Source organism: Kitasatospora sp. NPDC038210 (assembly GCF_055600605.1).
In genome coordinates, this window is record NZ_JBVJYK010000002.1 from 408850 (window position 1) to 425811 (window position 16962).

The 16962-nt window shown below is 74.0% G+C and carries 14 protein-coding genes; 10 read left to right on the forward strand and 4 right to left on the reverse strand.

The genetic code is table 11. The features are described 5' to 3' along the window. Nucleotides 1-98 precede the first annotated feature (98 nt). The 4 genes from ACZ7KX_RS05320 (at nucleotide 99) to ACZ7KX_RS05335 (ending at nucleotide 3677) form a co-directional block, all read left to right on the forward strand. Nucleotides 99-1259 (forward strand): hypothetical protein, encoded by a 1161-nt coding sequence (locus ACZ7KX_RS05320; protein ID WP_470325387.1) that lies wholly within the window; start codon nucleotides 99-101, stop codon nucleotides 1257-1259. 206 nt (nucleotides 1260-1465) lie between these two features. Continuing rightward, nucleotides 1466-1711: a hypothetical protein gene (locus ACZ7KX_RS05325; RefSeq protein ID WP_470325388.1), complete on the forward strand. Its 246-nt coding sequence runs from the start codon at nucleotides 1466-1468 to the stop codon at nucleotides 1709-1711. Continuing rightward, nucleotides 1708-2328 (forward strand): hypothetical protein, encoded by a 621-nt coding sequence (locus ACZ7KX_RS05330; RefSeq protein ID WP_470325389.1) that lies wholly within the window; start codon nucleotides 1708-1710, stop codon nucleotides 2326-2328. Before ACZ7KX_RS05325 ends, ACZ7KX_RS05330 begins: the two co-directional genes overlap by 4 nt. 605 nt (nucleotides 2329-2933) lie before the next feature. After that, nucleotides 2934-3677 carry an SGNH/GDSL hydrolase family protein gene (locus ACZ7KX_RS05335; RefSeq protein WP_470325390.1) on the forward strand — a complete coding sequence of 248 codons (744 nt, stop codon included), beginning with the start codon at nucleotides 2934-2936 and terminating at the stop codon, nucleotides 3675-3677. A 94-nt stretch (nucleotides 3678-3771) separates the two neighbouring features. Here the strand turns inward: ACZ7KX_RS05335 and ACZ7KX_RS05340 are convergent, their stop codons facing one another. The 3 genes from ACZ7KX_RS05340 to ACZ7KX_RS05350 form a co-directional block, all read right to left on the reverse strand. Continuing rightward, on the reverse strand, nucleotides 3772-4680 hold the full coding sequence (locus ACZ7KX_RS05340; RefSeq protein ID WP_470325391.1) for a nitroreductase/quinone reductase family protein: 909 nt from the start codon (nucleotides 4678-4680) through the stop codon (nucleotides 3772-3774). Between the two features lie 374 nt (nucleotides 4681-5054). After that, nucleotides 5055-6203, reverse strand: a complete 1149-nt coding sequence (locus tag ACZ7KX_RS05345; RefSeq protein ID WP_470325392.1) for a polysaccharide deacetylase family protein — start codon at nucleotides 6201-6203, stop codon at nucleotides 5055-5057. Between the two features lie 333 nt (nucleotides 6204-6536). Next, nucleotides 6537-8363, reverse strand: a complete 1827-nt coding sequence (locus ACZ7KX_RS05350) for an AMP-dependent synthetase/ligase (RefSeq protein WP_470325393.1) — start codon at nucleotides 8361-8363, stop codon at nucleotides 6537-6539. A gap of 606 nt (nucleotides 8364-8969) precedes the next feature. Here ACZ7KX_RS05350 and ACZ7KX_RS05355 point away from each other — a divergent pair. The 6 genes from ACZ7KX_RS05355 to ACZ7KX_RS05380 all read left to right on the forward strand — a co-directional run bounded on the left by ACZ7KX_RS05355 (nucleotide 8970) and on the right by ACZ7KX_RS05380 (nucleotide 15805). Next, entirely contained in the window at nucleotides 8970-12218 is a 3249-nt protein-coding gene (locus ACZ7KX_RS05355) for a sensor histidine kinase (RefSeq protein WP_470325394.1), read from the forward strand. Beyond that, nucleotides 12215-12634: a roadblock/LC7 domain-containing protein gene (locus ACZ7KX_RS05360; protein ID WP_350526220.1), complete on the forward strand. Its 420-nt coding sequence runs from the start codon at nucleotides 12215-12217 to the stop codon at nucleotides 12632-12634. The genes ACZ7KX_RS05355 and ACZ7KX_RS05360 overlap by 4 nt, the downstream gene beginning before the upstream one ends. A 140-nt stretch (nucleotides 12635-12774) precedes the next feature. Then, a complete protein-coding gene (locus ACZ7KX_RS05365) occupies nucleotides 12775-13206 on the forward strand; it encodes a DUF742 domain-containing protein (protein ID WP_470325564.1) in 432 nt (143 codons plus the stop codon). Between the two features lie 37 nt (nucleotides 13207-13243). Beyond that, complete coding sequence (locus ACZ7KX_RS05370) at nucleotides 13244-13837, forward strand: GTP-binding protein (RefSeq protein ID WP_470325565.1); 594 nt, start codon at nucleotides 13244-13246, stop codon at nucleotides 13835-13837. Between the two features lie 466 nt (nucleotides 13838-14303). Continuing rightward, on the forward strand, nucleotides 14304-14450 hold the full coding sequence (locus ACZ7KX_RS05375; protein ID WP_470325395.1) for a hypothetical protein: 147 nt from the start codon (nucleotides 14304-14306) through the stop codon (nucleotides 14448-14450). Between the two features lie 485 nt (nucleotides 14451-14935). Further along, entirely contained in the window at nucleotides 14936-15805 is an 870-nt protein-coding gene (locus ACZ7KX_RS05380) for a winged helix-turn-helix domain-containing protein (protein ID WP_470325396.1), read from the forward strand. A gap of 98 nt (nucleotides 15806-15903) precedes the next feature. Here ACZ7KX_RS05380 and ACZ7KX_RS05385 read toward each other — a convergent pair whose 3' ends face one another. Beyond that, nucleotides 15904-16686 carry an IclR family transcriptional regulator gene (locus tag ACZ7KX_RS05385; protein ID WP_350526223.1) on the reverse strand — a complete coding sequence of 261 codons (783 nt, stop codon included), beginning with the start codon at nucleotides 16684-16686 and terminating at the stop codon, nucleotides 15904-15906. Nucleotides 16687-16962 lie beyond the last annotated feature (276 nt).

A 16962-nucleotide genomic window follows, 5' to 3' on the forward strand; every position in this document is an offset into this window, starting at 1 on the left:
GTCAGTGGCTGTGTGTATGTTCCTCGACGTCGACGGCTCCGTCGTTCGGAGCGGTCGGCGCTGTCGGAGATCGAGCAGGTGAGGAAACAGGAGGAGCCATGGCTGCTGTGCGGGAGTTGCTGCGCGGCGTGGTGGGCGCTGCGGGCGTGCGGACATCGCGGGGGCGCCGACGGGTGCTGGTGCTGGCGGGGCGGAAGCCGGGGAGCGGTGCCGGTGAGGCGCCCGGTGGTGTTCCTGGCGGCGGGCCCGGTGGGGCGGCGCCGCCGGGTGGGCGGCCGCCCGGTGGGCGCGCGGGAGGGGGCGGTGCGCGGGCCCGGCGCGGCGGGCGGGCCCGGGGTGCGCCCCCGCAGCCGGTCGCGCTGGCGCTGGCCGTCCGGGCCGGGGACTTCGCCGGGCTCGCGCGGTACGGGCTGTTCGGCGGGCTCGACCACCAGGGCTACCTGCGGCGGGCGGAGGAGCAGCTGACGGCCCTGTACCGGCAGGGTCTGGAGGTGCACCTGAGGGTCCTGGAGGCGGACGACTTCGAGGACTACTGCGAGGCGTTCGGCCTCGACCCCCGGATGCCCACGGCCCGGGTCGCCTACGCGGGCGATCCCGAGCTTGCCGGGGAGCCGTTCGTCTACGCGGGCGAGCGGTTGGCCGAGCTGCTGCCGGTGCTGATGGACGACCACCGGGCGCGGGTGCGGATGTCCGTGGCCTGTCTGGCCCTGCTGGACGCCGTCGGCGACGATCCGGACGGGCAGCGCCGGATGGCGGCGGTGATGAGGTACGTGACGTCGGTGTACTTGGCGCTGGCCGAGGGCGCGGGGGAGGGCTGCCACCTGCTGACGCTGCGCTGCCACGGCCCCGAGGACGGCGAGGAGCTCACCTCGGCGGTGGACGTCTGCGTCGAGGACGGGCAGCTGTACCCCGCCGGGCGGGACGCCGAGGCGTTCTGCGTCACCCTGGCGGCGGGCGTGGCCTCCGGTGGCGAGGGGGCGCTGCTGCTGCACGGCGATCCGTCGGCGGGCAGCCAGGCCGACCCGCCGACCGGCGGCCCGGCGGGCCCGCCGACCGGTGACACCGGAGTCCGGCCGCCGGTTCGCGGCTGGGCGCTGGCCGACGGGCGGCTGCGGCCGATGACCGCGCACGAGGTGTTCGACGAGCTCGCGGACGACGCCGCCCGCGGGCTGCCCTTCCCGCCGGGCGTGGACCCGCGGCCGGGGTTCCCGCTGCCCGGCTTCCCCGGCCCCCGGGGAGGAGGTGGGCCGCTGGGATGATCAGGGGTGTTCACCGCCTCCGCGTCCACCATGCGGCGCTGGGGACTGTTCATCGACCGCCTGTTCGGGGAAGATTCGGAGAAGATCAACAGCAGGAGCGTGCGGTACCCCACGCCGACGCTCCGGCCGCTCCGCTCCGTACCGCGCCCTGCAGGTCCTCTCCGCGCACCGCCGGTCCGGCGAGCCCGACAGCGAGAGGGGGACGCATGAGCGAGCGGAGCGAGCTCGGCGCCGGAGGACGCGCGCAGCCGCACGCCACCGCCGCCGGCTCCGGTGGTGTCTCCGGCGATGGCTCCGGTGAGGTCAATGCCCCGGGTGAGCGCAAGGCCTCCGGCGAGGTCAGCGCCTCGGGTGGGGCCGCGGCCTCGGGCGGGGGCGTGACCCCGGGCAGGGTCGAGGCCTCCACCCGGTGGTCCGACGCCCCCGTCGAGCGCCGCGAGGCGAGAGCATGAGCCCGATCGAGTACAGCGCGGAGATCGCCGAGCTGCTCGGGAAGGTCCGGCGCCGCCCCACGGCGGGCTGGCCGTGGCGGCCGGGCGAGCAGGTGCCGGACGGACTGCCGGTCAAGCAGTCCTGGGGGTGGCTGTTCGCCCCGGACGGGCGGGTACTGACCCTGGTGAACCCCAGGGACGGGATCTGCTCGCTTCCCGGCGGCTCGCTGGAACCGGAGGACGCCGGGGACCCCGCGGCCGCCCTGGCCAGGGAGGCCGCCGAGGAGGCGCAGGCGGTGATCGGCCGGCCGTACTACCTCGGGTACCTCTACGACCGGGTCGGTTCGGCGAACGGCGGGCACGAGTGCGCGCGGGTCCGGATGGCGGCGGCACTGAGGGCGGTCGGTCCGAGCGTCGCCGACCCGGCCTCGGGCCGCCACTACCGGCGGCTGCTGGTCGCGCCCGGGCTCGCCGTCGAGCTGCTGGGCTGGGGCGCGCCCGGGCTGCGCCAGGCCCGGGCGGCGGTCGCCACCGCCGTCCGCTGGCTCGGCGTGCCCGAGGCTGCGAACGAGGCGATCGAGGAGCTGCCGGTCGGGGGCTGCACGGTCTCGCCGGGCACCGTGTACCCGGGTCGCTAGACCGTCGCGCCCGGGGCCCGAGCGGTGTCCGTCGTCCCGTGGCCCGCGCCCGGCGCCCGGTTCTGAACGCGACTCACGGCAGCGTTCGTCCAGGGCCCGCTCGCGCTCGTCGGTCCGTCAGCGTGTCGGCCCGCCCGTCGGCTCGTCGGCTTGTCGGCTTGTCGGCGTCCGCCCGTCCGCCCGTCCGCCCGTCCGCTCGCGCCTGCGGCCTTCCCACGCCCGCCGCGGTCCCCGCGCGCCCGTCGGCGCGCTCTCGCCCGGACTGCCGACCGGGTCGAAACTGACTCAACGGTGGTCGGACATCGACTCCAGGTTTACCGCGCCCTGAACTTCCGCAAGTTGCCGGTCCGCGCGCAAAACGCTACGCGCGTCAAAACCCACCCGCACTGACCAGTGCGAACTCACGGACTGTTGGCGGCAGTTCACCTCTGAGCTATCAGACGCTCCGTCAATATCCTTGGCATGAGCGCTTCCGGGTTCCCCTACCGCCTGGTATCACTTCTGTGACCCACGCCACGCCCCCCACTCTCCACCCCCACCCTGGAGGTGTCATGCCCCGCCCTGCCCGTGCCCTGTCCATTGCCGCGATTGCGGCAGGCCTCACCATGACGACGCTCTTCGCCGCCTCGTCCGCCAACGCGGCCGGTGTGAACTACGTGGCCCTCGGCGACTCGTACTCCTCCGGTGTCGGCGCCGGCAGCTACCTGAGCGACAGCGGTAGCTGCAAGCGCAGCACCAACGCGTACGCGTACCTGTGGAAGAACGCGCACTCGCCGTCCTCCTTCAAGTTCGTCGCCTGCTCGGGCGCCAGGACCGGTGACATCCTCAACAGCCAGATCTCGGCCCTGGACGCCGGCACCACGCTGGTCAGCATCTCGGTGGGCGGCAACGACGCCGGCTTCGCGGACACGATGCAGACCTGTGTCCTGGGCTCCGACAGCTCCTGCCTCAACGCCGTCAACACGGCCAAGAACTACGCCCTCAACACCCTGCCGGGCCAGCTCGACGCCGTGTACTCCGCGATCAAGGCCAAGGCGCCCAACGCCCACGTCGTGGTGATGGGCTACCCGCACATCTACAAGGTCGGCGGCGACTGCGTCTTCGGCATCGGCGACACCAAGCGCGCCGCCATCAACGGCGCCGCCGACACTCTGGACGGCGTCCTCGCCAAGCGCGCCGCCAATGCCGGCTTCGCGTTCGGTGACGTCCGCAACATCTTCACCAACCACGAGATCTGCGGCAGCCTGACCACCTGGCTGAACAGCACCACCCTGCCGATCGACGAGAGCTACCACCCCAAGGCCTCCGGCCAGGCCGGCGGCTACCTGCCGGTCTTCTCGCAGTCGTAACGGCTCGTCGGGAGCCGTTCGACCACCGCAGCGCAGCGGCTGCCGCCGCCCCCTCCGGAGGCACGGGGAGGGGACGGCGGCAGCAGCGCTTCGGTTACCTGTCCGGAGCGCTCCCGGCGCGGGCGGGTCCGGTCGGGGGGAAGGGGATGCCGGCGAGGGCCGGCAGCAGCTCGGCCTCCTCGTGGTCGAGGTGCGCCTCCAGCTCGGCCGACATCCGGTCCAGTTCGGTGCGGAGCCGCTCCGGTTCGCTGACCTCGATCCCGGCCAGCAGCGCCACCAGCTCGTCCCTGATCCGTCCGATCGCCCTGTGCTGCTCGTCGAGCCGCGCGAGCACGTCGGCCAGCTCCGGGTGGCTGCGGGCGAGGGCGGGGAAGACCGCGGTGTCCTCGCCGGTGTGGTGATGGGCCAGCCCGTCGCAGAACGCCAGGCAGTGCTGCCGCAGCTGCAGCCCGAGTCCGGCCGGTAGGCCGGGGACGTGGGCGCGCGCCTCCTCCCGGACGTGGTGCAGCTGGGCGCGGAGCCAGCCGTGCGCCTCCAGCAGCTTGTCGGCGAGGGTACGCACGACCGGTGCCTCGCCGGTCGGTGCGGCTCCGGGCCGCTCCCGTTCCAGGACGACGACCGGCAACTCCCTTTCGGTGTGGGCCTGGTAGTCGCCGTACCCCGGAGCCTTCCGGACGGCGGCGGCGAACAGCCGCTCCCGCCGGGCGCCCTCGGCGGGCACGGCGACCGCGTCGAAGGTGTCGGTGCCGAGTTCGACCCGGACCACGGGGTGGGTCAGCAGGTTGCGGTACCACTGCGGGTGCTCCGGCGCTCCGGCGGCCGAGGCGACGACCAGGAGCAGCCCCTCCGCCCGGACGTACCCGAGCGGCACGGTGTGCGGCCGCCCGGAGCGGGCCCCGGTGGTGGTCAGCAACAGCAGGTCGCCGCCCTCGAACGGGCCGCCGACCCGCCCGCCGTTGGCGCGGAACTCTTCGATGACATTCAGATTGAAGGACATTGGCATGCGTGTGTGGTGAAGTCTCCGGAAGTGAAGAGGAGTCGCGGCACCACCGCGGTGACAGTAAGGGGCGGCGCATCGCGCACGCGGACACCGCGGGGTGACCGCCCGGCGTCAGATCAGGGAAACGGAGAGCGTGCTCATCGCGCGTCGTCCCTTCGGAAAGGTGCTCGCTCGGCCACCGGCCGGCCCACTGCTCTTTGGCCGGCGCCGCGCTGCACGCCCCCATTAGAGCCATGCCGCGGGTGCACTGTCAACGGACATGATCACCAGTCACTTCCTCGAACCGTGCCGCCCGTGCCGCCCGCGCCGCCGCACCGCAGCTCCCCGGTGGGGAAGCGGCGGTGCGGCGGCCAGGGCGGGCAATGGGGGGCGGCGGGTCAGCGCAGGTAGTCGACCAGGCCGGCCGGCTTGAGGCCGGCGGCGTCGGCGGCGGCGAGGGCGCGCTGCAGGTCGGTGGCCAGGGTGTCGGTCCAGTGCATGATGATGACGTCGCCCGGCTGGAGCGGGCCCGGGTGCCAGATGTTGGCGGCGCCCCAGCTGAAGTCGGCGTCGGCGGTGAGCACGGTGCGGATGCCGCAGTTGGCGGCGGCCTGCAGGGTGTCGGCGTTCCAGGCGAAGAACGGCGGGCGGAAGACCACCGGCGTGGTGCCGAAGAGGCGGGTCATGGTGTCCCGGGCGTCGCAGACCTCGACCTGCTGCTGGTCCAGGGGGAGCTTGCTGAGGTCGGAGTGGGAGACCGTGTGGTCCTGGACCGAGGAGCCGGCTACGGCGGTGACCCGCTTGAAGAAGGCCGGGGCGGTGCCGGCCGGCATCGGCAGCGGGAAGGCGGTGATGGGCAGCCGGTGGTCGGCGATGAACTGCTCCGCCTCGGGGGTGCGCTGCCAGCCGTCGTCCACGGTGAAGAAGACGACCTTGTCGCTGGTCGGGACCGAGCTCGCCGCCACCGCCGGGGCGGGCGCGGGGCCGTCCACCCGGACGTCGTCCACCGAGAAGGGGCCCTGCTGGTACCAGCCGTGGACGTACAGCCGGACGCTGCGCGCGGCGGGACCGGTGGTGAACCGCGTGGTCAGCCGCTGCCAGCCGCCGCCGGTGCTCTCCGTCCACGCGGGCGGGAGGTCCCTGCCGGTGCCGGTGACGCCCAGGTGGACGAAGTCGCCGCGGACCCAGGCGGAGGCGGTGTAGGTGGTGTCCGGCCGGACCGCGACGGTCTGGACGCACTCGCCGGTGGAGTCGGCGTCCGCCGGGGTGACGGTCAGTGCGGAGGCACCGGAGTGCGGGGCGGTGGTGGTGACGGCCGCTTCGGCGGGGCCGCCGGTGCAGCTCCAGCCGGGGATGCTGCCCCAGTCGGCGAGGTTCGGGGCGGGCGCCTCGAACCCGGGGTCGGTCGCCAGGTTGACTGTCGCCGCAGTCGCGCCTGCTGCGGCGCGCGTGGCGGGCGCCGTCGCGCCGTCGGCGGAGGCTGCCGGCACGGCGAAGGCGGTGAGCAGCGCGACGGAGGCGGCGAGTGCGGACAGGCGCGCGGACAAGCGCGCAGAAGGGCGCGTGGACATCGACACGTGAGGACTCCAGCGAGTGGGGGACGCCCGTGGGGAGGGCGTGAGCAAGAGCGGACGTGAGCAGGAGCAGACGTGAGCAGGAGCAGACGTGAGCAGGAGTGAGCACGAGCAGGAGTGAGCGTGAGCAAGGGGGCGTGCGCAAAGGGGGTGGTGGTACGTCGCACTCGGACCGAAGAGAAACAATGGACTGGACCAATCGGCCCGTCAAGGGAACGGCAGGTGAACCGGTCCGCCACCGAGTCGCCGCCGCAAGCGACAAGACGGACTGTCAGAATCCGCCGGAACCCCGCGCGGACACGCCGATCAGGAGAGGTACAGCTCCTCTATGTCCTCCGCGTAGTACTCCGCGATGGCGCCCCTGCGCAGCTTGAGCGAGGGCGTCAGCAGCCCCTGCTCCTGGCTGAACTCGCGTGGCAGTAGCCGGAACGCGCGGATCGACTCGGCCCGCGACACCGCCGTGTTGGCCGCCGCCACCGCGCGCTGGACTTCGGTGTGCAGCTCCTCGTCCGCGAGCACCGCCCAGGCGTCCAGCTGCTCCCGGCCGTGGGACTTCAGCCAGTGCGCCAGGGCCGCCGGGTCGAGCGTGATCAGCGCGGCCACGTACGGGCGGTCGTCGCCCACCACCAGGCACTGGGAGACCAGTGGATGCGCCTCGACCCGCTCCTCCAGGATCGACGGTGCGAGGTTCTTGCCGCTGCTGGTGACGATCAGGTCCTTCTTGCGGCCGGTGATGGTGAGGTAGCCGTCCTCGTCCAGCCGGCCCAGGTCGCCGGTGGCGAACCAGCCGTCGACCAGTGACTCGGCGGTGCACTGCGGGTGGTTGAGGTAGCCGCCGAACACCGATCCGCCGCGTACCCACACCTCGCCGTCGTCGGCGATCGCCACCGTGGCCCCCGGCACCGGCTGCCCGACGGTGCCGAGCTTCTGCCGCCCGGTGGGGTTGGCGGTGATCGCCGCGGAGGTCTCGGTCAGACCGTACCCCTCGTACAGCTGGAGGCCGGCGCCGGTGAAGAACAGGCCCAGCTCGCGCCGCAGCGAGGAGCCGCCGCACATCACGCTGCGCACCCGGCCGCCGAGTGCCGCGCGCAGTCTCGGGTAGACGGTCCGCTCGTAGGCGAGGTGGCGCAGTCGCAGGGCGGTGCTCGGTCCGGGGCCGCGCCCGAAGGCCTTCTGCTCCCGGGCGGCGGCCCAGTCGACGGCCACCTGCCGGGCCTGTTCGAAGAGTTCGCCGCGCCCGGAGTCCTCGGCGGTGCGCCGTGCCTGCTGGAAGATCTTCTCGAAGACGTACGGGACGGCGTGCAGGAAGGTCGGCCGGAAGGTGTCCAGCGCGGGCAGCAGCGCGTCGGTGGAGACCTCGGGGACGTGGCCGATCCGGAAGCCGCCGCGGAGTGCGGCGATCTGCACGGCCCGCCCGTAGACGTGGGCGAGCGGCAGGAACAGCAGGGTGCCGGGCTGGTTGCCGCCGGTGTCGCGCAGGACGTCCCCCCAGCCGGCGAGCAGTGCGTCGGCTTCGGAGGCCAGGTTGGCGTGGGTGAGCAGGCAGCCCTTGGGGCGGCCGGTGGTGCCCGAGGTGTAGACGACGGTGGCGATGTTCCCGGCGGCGACGCCCAGGCGCTGGCGGTGCACCAGGGAGTCGGGCACGCCGCGGCCGTCCTCGGTGATCGCGGCGACGCAGTCGCGGTCCAGCTGCCAGATGCCGGTGAGGTCGGGCAGTGCGTCGCAGACGGCGCCGACGGTCATCGCGGCGTCCTCGTCCTCGACCAGACAGGCCACCGCCTGCGTCTCGGCGAGGATCCAGCGGACCTGCTCGGGGGCGGCGGTGGGGTAGACCGGGACGGTGATCGCGCCGATCGACCAGAGCGCGTAGTCGAAGAGCGTCCACTCGTAGCGGGTGCGGGACATCAGGGCGACCCGGTCGCCGTAGCGCACGCCGTGCGTGAGCAGTCCCTTGGCCAGGGCGAGCACCTGGTCCCGGAACTCCCGGGCGGTGACGTCCTGCCACTGCCCGTCGGCGGCCCGCCAGGACAGTTGGACCAGGTTGGGGGTGCGTTCGGCGGTGTCGTACAGGGAGTCGGCGAGTCCTCCGGCGACCTCGGGTACGGCCGCGGCGGGGGTGGTGAACTCGCGCACGGTCCTCCCCAGTTCGCGTGTCCCGGCGGCTCCTGCCGGCCCGGCCCGCCCGTCCTCCGGCCGCCTGGGCGGCGGCGCCCGGTTGTGCGGGTGGAGCGAAACTATCGGATCGCTCCGTCACTGCCCAGGGTTGCACCGGTGACGCGACGAGATCGGCACGGGTCCGCTCGGATGGTGTCGTGATCGGGGAGGCCGGGAGGGGGGCGGAGGAGGGTCGGCGGAGGACTCAGGGAAGATCCAGAAAGGACCCAGGAAGGACTCGGGGAGGAGCCGGCGAGGGTGCGGGGCGGGGGAGCGGCGTGCGGACCGACCGGAAAAGACGGACGTCTGCGGATGATCCGGACACGAAGAGGGGGTGATTGGGACCGGTTTTTGACGTGTGCGGGGCAAGGTGGAGAAGTGGAGTGGTTCGCCCCTCGAACGAGTGGTCAGGGCGTAGTAGAGTCGCGCAGACCCGTGGCCGGGAGCCCCTTCCGCACCCTCCTCACCGTTCCCCGTACCGTTCCCCACCGTTTCCCGCCGAGCCGCTCCCCTCCCGCCGCGCCCACCGCTTCCACGGCTCCCACCCTCCCCGTCCGCGCCTGGCACTTCCCGACCGAGGACTCCATGCGTCTGCGCAGCAGCTCGATCCGCGCGAAGATCATCGCGCTGCTCCTGGTGCCCATCGTGGCGCTCACCGCCCTGTGGGTGTACGCCACCCTCGCCACCACCGGGGACGTCTGGAGCCAGCTGAGGAACAGTCGTACGTACAAGGAGTTCTCGGGCCCGGTCGACCAGTACGCCGCCGACCTGCAGAACGAGCGCCGCGCCGCCGTCCAGCGCCTGGCCGACCCGCGCTCACCCGTCGCCCGGGACGCCTACGAGCACGCCAAGGCCGCCACCGACCGCAGCCTCACCGTGCTGCGGCAGAAGAAGGACGGCTCCGGGAACAAGCTCTCCACCGCCCAGCGCGGCCGCTTCGTGCAGATCATCGCGGCCGCCGACCAGATGGGGCCGCTGCGCTCCCAGGTCGGCCGTCTGGCGCTCAACTGGGAGTTCGCGCTGGACCAGTACAGCGACCTGGTCAAGCCGGTGTTCGGCTTCCGCTCCGCGTACGTCGCCCGGCAGAGCGGGCAACTCCCGCGTCAGGGAACCATCCTGATCGAGCTTTCACGCGCCCGCGAGTACCTGGCGCAGGAGGACGCGGCGATGGAGGGGCTGCGCACCAGCGTCACCAAGCCCACCGCCGAGCAGTACCAGATCGCGCTGGACGCCCTGCACAACCAGCAGGCGCTGTTCACCGTCTACATCGCCGAGCTCGAACCCGCCGACCAGTCCGACTACGCGGCCCTCCGCGGCGGCGAGGCCTGGAGCGCCCTGGCCCGGGCCGAGGCCGACTTCGTCGGTGCCGGCGGCCCCGACCGGGTCGTCCAGGCGCTCAACAGCGACTCCTGGCGGGAGACCGCGGACCGGGCGCTCGGCGACCTCTCCCAGATCAACACCCGGATCGCCGCCGGACTGGACGACCGCGCCCGGTCCGCCGCGATCGGGATGCTCTGGCGCGGCGGCATCGCCGGTGCGGTCGGCCTGGTGGCGGTCGTGCTGTCGGTGCTGATCTCGTTCCGGATCGGCCGGGGCCTGGCCCGTGAGCTGATCGGACTGCGCAACGCGGCGAACGAGCTGGCCGGCACCCGACTGCCCTCCGTCATGCTGCGGCTGCGCCGCGGCGAGCCGGTGGACGTGGCCACCGAGGCGCCCGAGCTGCACTTCGGGGACGCCGAGATCGGGCAGGTCGGCCAGGCCTTCAACGCGGTGCAGCGCGCCGCAGTCGAGGCCGCCGTCGAGCAGGCGGACCTGCGGCGCGGCGTCTCGGCGGTGTTCGTCAACCTGGCCCGGCGCAGCCAGGTGCTGCTGCACCGCCAGCTCACCCTGCTCGACACCATGGAGCGCCGCACCGAGGACCCTGCGGAGCTGGCGGACCTCTTCAAGGTCGACCACCTCACCACCCGCATGCGCCGGCACGCCGAGGGCCTGATCATCCTGGCCGGCGGCTCGCCCGGGCGCGCCTGGCGCAAGCCGGTCCGGATGGTGGACGTGGTCCGGGCGGCGGTCGGCGAGGTCGAGGACTACGCCCGGGTGACCGTCCGGCCGTTCCCCGGCACCGGACTGCTCGGCAGTGCCGTCGCGGACGTCACCCACCTGGTCGCCGAACTCGTCGAGAACGCCGCGGTGTTCTCCCCTCCGACCACCCAGGTCACCGTCCAGGGCGAGGTGGTGGCGCACGGCTTCGCCCTGGAGATCGACGACCGCGGGCTCGGGCTGAGCGAGCAGCTGCTCGCCGAGATCAACGAACGCCTCGCCGTTGAGCAGGAGTTCGACCTCGCCGACACCGACCGGCTCGGCCTCTTCGTGGTGAGTCGGCTGGCCCGGCGGCACGGCATCCGGGTGCACCTGCGGCCGTCCCCGTACGGCGGGACGACGGCGGTGGTGCTCATCCCGCGCGAACTCCTCGCGGAGGCGCCGGACGGGCTGGCGGAGCCGAACTCGGCCGGGCGGCGCCCGGCCGGCGGTGGCGGCCGTCGCGGGCAGCGGGACCTCGTCGCGGTGCCGGGGCCGGGCGCGGGGGCTTCGACCGGGACCCTGGCCGGGCGTTCCTCCGGGGCCTCGACGGGCTCCGCGTCCGGCTCGTCCACCGCTGTCGGAGCCGGTGCCAGTGCCGGATCCAGTGTCGGATCCAGTGTCGGTACGGGTGCCGGAGCGGGCGGTCGGCACCGGGGGACGGGCGGTCCGCGGCCCTCCGTGCCCGAGGCGGGGCGTACGGCGGGCGGTCTGCCGCGCCGGGCCTCGCGGGGCAAGGGCGGACCGGTCCTGGTCCCCGGGCCCGGGGCGGACGCCGGGGAGGCGCCGGGGACGGGGCGACACCGGCGGGACGACCTGGTGGTGGCCGCGGCCGAGGAGGCCTTCGCGGCCGCCGAGGCCGCCGAGGCCGCCGAGGCCGCCGAAGCTGCCGAAGCCGCTGAAACCGCCGGGACCGGCGCTGTCGGCACGGCCGCGGCTGCGGGGACGACCGGGACGGCTGAGGTTGCCGGGACCACCGGTGCCACCGGTGCCACCGGTGCCACCGGCCCCGCTGTCGGCGCCGAGGTGCCCTCGGCCGACGCCGCGCCGCGGACGGCGGGCGGCCTGCCGCGTCGGGTCCGGCAGGCGAACCTGGCGCCGCAGCTCAGGGAGCAGCGCACGGAGCAGCTGAAGGAACGATTCCGCAGCGCCGACGGGCGGGACGGTACGACCGGGGACTCCGGATCCGTTCCGGACGCCGCGGACGTGCGGGAGCGCTCTCCCGAGGAGGCCCGGGCGACCTTCGCCTCGTTCCAGCGCGGCTTCACCCGCGGGCGCGGCGCGACCGCCCCGGTGGGCCGTGCCGGTGCCGCCAAGGACCGCGACGCCTCGACGGAGGGCCGCGACGGTGCCTCGAAGGACCGCGACGGCACGTCGGAGGGCCGCGAGAAGGCGTCGAAGGGCCGCGGGGGATCGTCCCGCGACCGGGTGGCAGCCGTACTGCCCTGGCAGCCGCCGGACCCGTCCCGCCGGGCGATCGCCCCGGCACCCGCCCCGGCGGCGCTGACCGCCCCCACGGACACCGGGCTGGCCCCGCTCGCCCGTCGGCCGCAGTCCGGACCGCCGGTCCGTCGCGGCCCGGGCACCGGCTCACCCGTACTGCCCGGACAACCCGGCACACCCGATTCATCGGCACAGCCGGTACCACCCCTACGACCGGCACCGGCCGTGCGACCGGTACCACCCGTGCGGCCTGTACCACCAGTACGACCTGCATCACCTGCACCACCCGCTCCAGCGGAAGGAACTGATTCATGACCACTTCGACGCAGCCGTCCGGGGACCTCAACTGGCTCCTGGACGACCTCGTGGGGCGCGTCGCGGCCCTGCGGCACGCGGTGATCCTCTCCAGCGACGGCCTGGCCACCGGCGCCTCCCGGGAGCTCGACCGCGAGGACGCCGAGCACCTGGCCGCCGTCGCGGCCGGGTTCCACAGCCTGGCCAAGGGGGCCGGCGGGCACTTCAAGGTCGGCGGCGTCCGGCAGACCATGGTCGAGCTGGACGAGGCGTTCCTGTTCATCACGGCCGCGGGCGACGGCAGCTGCCTCGCCGTGCTGAGCGACGCCGAGGCCGACATCGGCCAGATCGCCTACGAGATGGCCCTGCTGGTCAAGCGGGTCGGCGAGCACATGGCCGCCGAGCCGCGCACCGAAACCGCCCCGCCGGGGAGATGAGCGGGCCGATGGCGGATCCGAAGGCCGACGTGCCAGACGGCCCGGACGTGCCGGTGGGCGCGGACGGGCCGTCCGGCGCGGACGCGTCCCCGGGTGCGGGGGCGCCCCCGGGCACGGACGCTCCGGCGGACGTGGAGCAGGTGGACCCGGACGGACCCGAGGTCGACCTCTTCCGTCCGCGCACCCCGGTCGACGACCGCTGGTTCGACGACGAGGCCGGCCCGGTGGTGCGGCTCTACTCGATGACGCGCGGTCGCACCCGGCCGGTCGAGGAGGGCCTGTTCGACCTGATCTCGCTGATCACCGCCGCCGAGCCCGGGCCGGACGCGGGGGCCGTGCCCGCGCACGTCCTCGACCCGGAACACCAGACGCTGCTGGCCCTGTGCCGCAACGAGCCGCTCTCCGTCGCCGAACTCGGCTCCTTCACCGACCTGCCGGTCAGCGTGGTGCGCGTGCTGCTCGGCGACCTCTACGACGCCGACCTGATCAGCGTCACCCGACCCGTTCCGCTCGCCGAGCTGCCGGACGAGCGCCTGCTGCGAGACGTGATCAATGGACTCCGTGCGCTCTGACCACCACCTCCGCCCGGACGGTGCCGTGTCCCACCCGGTGAGCCCCAACGACCCGCGGTGGCGCGGCGGTCCGGCCGTCGCGGTGAAGATCCTGGTCGCGGGCGGCTTCGGCGCGGGCAAGACCACCCTGGTCGGTTCGGTCAGCGAGATCCGGCCGTTGCGCACCGAGGAGGAGCTCAGCGAGCTGGGCCGCCCGGTGGACGACACCTCGGGCGTGGAGGCGAAGAGCACCACCACGGTGGCGATGGACTTCGGCCGGATCGACCTGCGCCCCGGTCTCGCGCTCTACCTGTTCGGCACCCCCGGGCAGGACCGGTTCTGGTTCGTCTGGGACGAGTTGGCGCGCGGCGCGCTCGGCGCCGTGGTCATCGCGGACACCCGGCGGCTGGCCGACTGCTTCCCGTCCGTCGACTTCTTCGAGCAGCGCGGCATCCCGTTCGTGGTCGCGGTGAACTGCTTCGACGGCACCGATCGGTTCGCGCCGGACGAGGTGCGGGACGCGCTCGACCTCGACCCGGACATCCCGGTGGTGCTCTGCGACGTGCGGCTGCGCGAGGACGGGAAGGAACTGCTCGTCGCGCTGGTCGAGCACGCGGCGGCGCGCCGGCGCCACGCTCCCGCGCGGGTCTGACCGGGCAGCACCGGGCAGCACCGGGCAGCTCGGGCCCGCTGGCTCCCTCGGCCCGCTAGCTCCCTCGGCCCGGTGGCTCCCGTGGTCGGCTCCCTCGGAACGGTGGCTCGCTCGCCTGACCTGCGGGCTCGGCCCGTCCGTGCCGCGTCGTAGGGGGTCGGCCCGTGCTGCCGACCGACTCTGAGGGAGCCTCGGGCGACGGCGTTCGCGGGCACCCCGCCTCGACCGGTGTCTCATTCCGTCGTCCGCATTCCGGACGGGCGGTGTGCGGAAGGTTGCCTAGACCCGCCCGGCCGTGGAAGGCTCTGTGGACGAAGGCCGCCCGGCCGTGCCGTCGGGAGCCCCGGACACGCTCCGTTCACACGGGCGTGGCCGATCGGCGGACGGCCTTCGACGATCCGGCGAGGCACCGCCGGTGCGCACCGGCAGCGGTGCGGACCGCGCACAGAACGAGGGGGAGGGCAGCATGACGACCGTCGGCCGACGACGCACCGTCAGCGTCTTGTCCGGGCCCCTCATGCCCGGCTCCGCCCGTTCGGGCGCTGCCGGTCCGGTGCTCACCGTCCGCCGCTACATCGACCACGCGCTGATCTGCAGCGCGTGTTGTCGCTGACCGGCCTGTCCCGTCCCGGTACGTCCCCGGCGCTCCCGGCCCACCAGCCACCGCCCGGCGCACCGTCGATCCCGTCGACCAGGCCGTAGCGGACCGCCCTCCGGCGTGCCGCGGCCGACCAACCGGACCCGCCCAGCGGAGAGACCACCAGTGAACATCGTCTGCCCCAGACCTGCACCCGCCGCCGTCGGCCGTACCCGAACGAGTGTTGCGGCCACCGCGATGTGCGCGGGCGGTCGACGGACCGGACGGTGGAACGGGCGCGCGAGCCGCGCCGAGGACAGCCGACGGGGTCGCCACGACCTGGAGCCCTTCTGGCCGTCCCGGCAGCCGCACCTGTTCGATCAGACGTGTCCGGGTTCGCCCAGCGCGTCCCGGCTCTCCGCCCGCTGACCCGGTTCCGTCCGGTCCAGCCCCGGCAGTACGCCCGGTCGACGCGCAGACGACTCCACCCCGTCCGTCACGCGCGAAATGAGCGGCACACCATGTCTCCTTCCTCCACGGCCACCCTCCCCCTGCCCACCGCGACCCCGCACCTGCGCGCGGTCCGCACGGTGCCGACCGTCCCCTCCGGCCCGTCCGTTTCCTCCGTTCCCTCCGCTCCGTCCGTTCCTCCGGCTGTTCCCGGCTCGGTCGGCGACCGGTGGCCCGCGGCCGTCCGCCCGTCGCACACCGGCTCGGCGCGTTCGGCGGCGGCCCCGACGGCCGCCGCGCCGCAGTCGGGGGCGGTCGTCCCGCCGGCCCCGCCGGCGCTGCTCGCCGCGCTGCCGGAGGGGGCGGCCGTCGTCGCCGCCCTGCCGCAGGGTGTGCTGCCGCAGGGGCTGCTCGCCCAGTACGGCACTCAGTTCGGCACGCAGTTCGGCGGCGCGAACGGGAGCCCGATGGTCGGGTACCTGGTGCTGGTGCCGGCCGAGAGTCCGGTGGCGGCGACTGGGCCGGTCGGGACTGCCGGCCTGCCCGGAGTCGGTGCCGCTGCTGTCACTGCTGTCACTGGCGGCACGCCCGGGACCGCAGGGTCGTCCGGGGCCCCCGCGTCGGCGGGCGTCCGGCAGGGTCGTCCGGCCGGGAAGGGCGTCAGCGTCGACACCGAGCGACGCAACGCCCACGTCGACGGGCAGCTGCTCGACCTCACCTACCTGGAGTTCGAGCTGCTGGCCCACCTCACCGAACACCCGCAGCGAGTGCACACCCGCGACCACCTGGTCTCCGCGGTCTGGGGCTACGGCCATGTCGGGGACGGCCGGACGGTCGACGTGCACGTCGCCCGACTGCGTCGCAAGCTCGGACCGGCCTACCGCGACACGATCGTTACGGTCCGCCGGGTCGGCTACAAGTACACCCCGGCCGGTGTCTGACGGCTGACCTGTGGCCGCTGACCGCCGACCGCAGCGGCGGGCCGCCCGTGTCCTCGAAACGGACGGGGGCCCGTCGCTGCACGAGTGATGACGATGGGTCAGGCGCGCTGATCGGGCGGCAGCAGGAGTACCGCGAGGGCGTCGGCGCAGGTGCGGGCGTGGCCCAGGAACCAGTCCAGCCGGTCGTCGGTGAGGTGTGCCGGGGTCGAGCGGACCGCCAGCGCGAAGCGGGCGCGTCCGGCGCGGTCCAGGACCGGGACGGCCACCGTCCGCACCCCGGCGGCCGATTCGCCGTCGTTGAGCGCGTGCCCCGTCACCCGGACCTTCGCCAACTCCTCCTCCAGGAGCGCCGGTTCCGTGATCGTGCGGTGGGTGAAGGGCTGCAGCGGCCCGAGCGCGTACGCCGCCGCCTCGCCCGGGCGCGGCCAGGCCAGCAGGACCTTGCCGAGTGCCGTGGAGTGCAGTGGGCGGCGCAGGCCCAGTCCGGTGTCCGGGCGGACGGACCCGCCGACCAGGATCACCGCGTGCGGGCCGCTGCGGATCGCGAGGTCGGCCGTCGCGCCGGTGCGCCGGGAGAGCACCTCCAGTTCCGGCACGGCCAGGTGCAATCCGCGTTGGTGGAAGGTGAGTTGGCCGAGCTCGGCGACGGCCGGGCCGAGCCGGTAGCGGGCGGTCCGCTCGTTCTGTTCCAGGAAGGCGGCGCTGACCAGCGTACGGGCCAGCCGGTGCGCGGTGGACACCGAGAGTCCCATGCGGCGGGCCAGGTCGGAGGCGCTCAGGTCGGGGCCGTTGTCGTGGAAGCAGTGCAGCAGCCCGAGCGCGCGCTGAACGGCCTGCGCACCGGCCGGCGGACTCTGGACGGCGGTGGCGGCCTCGGCCATGACACCTCGCGTTTCGATTCGGAACTCCGGCGGGCCGCCGGAGGGAGTCTCAGCGTAGGGCAGCCAGGGCTGCGGGAATGTGTCGATGACGTTGCGAATGGAATGGCATCGACGAGCAGCGGATCCCATGATGTGGCAACGTTCCGCTTCCGCTTCGGCTGCTGTGGAGCGCTGCCGCTTCCGGCGCGCGTCGTCGCCAGGCCCGCGTCCTCCGCACCCGGGCGCCTGTGCGGAATGCGGCGCATTGTCCCGCATCGTGGAATCGTCATCGGCGTC

Excerpts from the sequence above, each read along its gene's own strand:
- ACZ7KX_RS05320 (WP_470325387.1), top strand. The coding sequence starts at position 99 with ATGGCTGCTGTGCGGGAGTTGCTGCGCGGCGTGGTGGGCGCTGCGGGC.
- ACZ7KX_RS05325 (WP_470325388.1), top strand. The coding sequence starts at position 1,466 with ATGAGCGAGCGGAGCGAGCTCGGCGCCGGAGGACGCGCGCAGCCGCAC.
- ACZ7KX_RS05330 (WP_470325389.1), top strand. The coding sequence starts at position 1,708 with ATGAGCCCGATCGAGTACAGCGCGGAGATCGCCGAGCTGCTCGGGAAG.
- ACZ7KX_RS05335 (WP_470325390.1), top strand. The coding sequence starts at position 2,934 with ATGACGACGCTCTTCGCCGCCTCGTCCGCCAACGCGGCCGGTGTGAAC.
- ACZ7KX_RS05340 (WP_470325391.1), bottom strand. The coding sequence starts at position 4,680 with ATGCCAATGTCCTTCAATCTGAATGTCATCGAAGAGTTCCGCGCCAAC.
- ACZ7KX_RS05355 (WP_470325394.1), top strand. The coding sequence starts at position 8,970 with ATGCGTCTGCGCAGCAGCTCGATCCGCGCGAAGATCATCGCGCTGCTC.
- ACZ7KX_RS05360 (WP_350526220.1), top strand. The coding sequence starts at position 12,215 with ATGACCACTTCGACGCAGCCGTCCGGGGACCTCAACTGGCTCCTGGAC.
- ACZ7KX_RS05375 (WP_470325395.1), top strand. The coding sequence starts at position 14,304 with ATGACGACCGTCGGCCGACGACGCACCGTCAGCGTCTTGTCCGGGCCC.
- ACZ7KX_RS05380 (WP_470325396.1), top strand. The coding sequence starts at position 14,936 with ATGTCTCCTTCCTCCACGGCCACCCTCCCCCTGCCCACCGCGACCCCG.
- ACZ7KX_RS05385 (WP_350526223.1), bottom strand. The coding sequence starts at position 16,686 with ATGGCCGAGGCCGCCACCGCCGTCCAGAGTCCGCCGGCCGGTGCGCAG.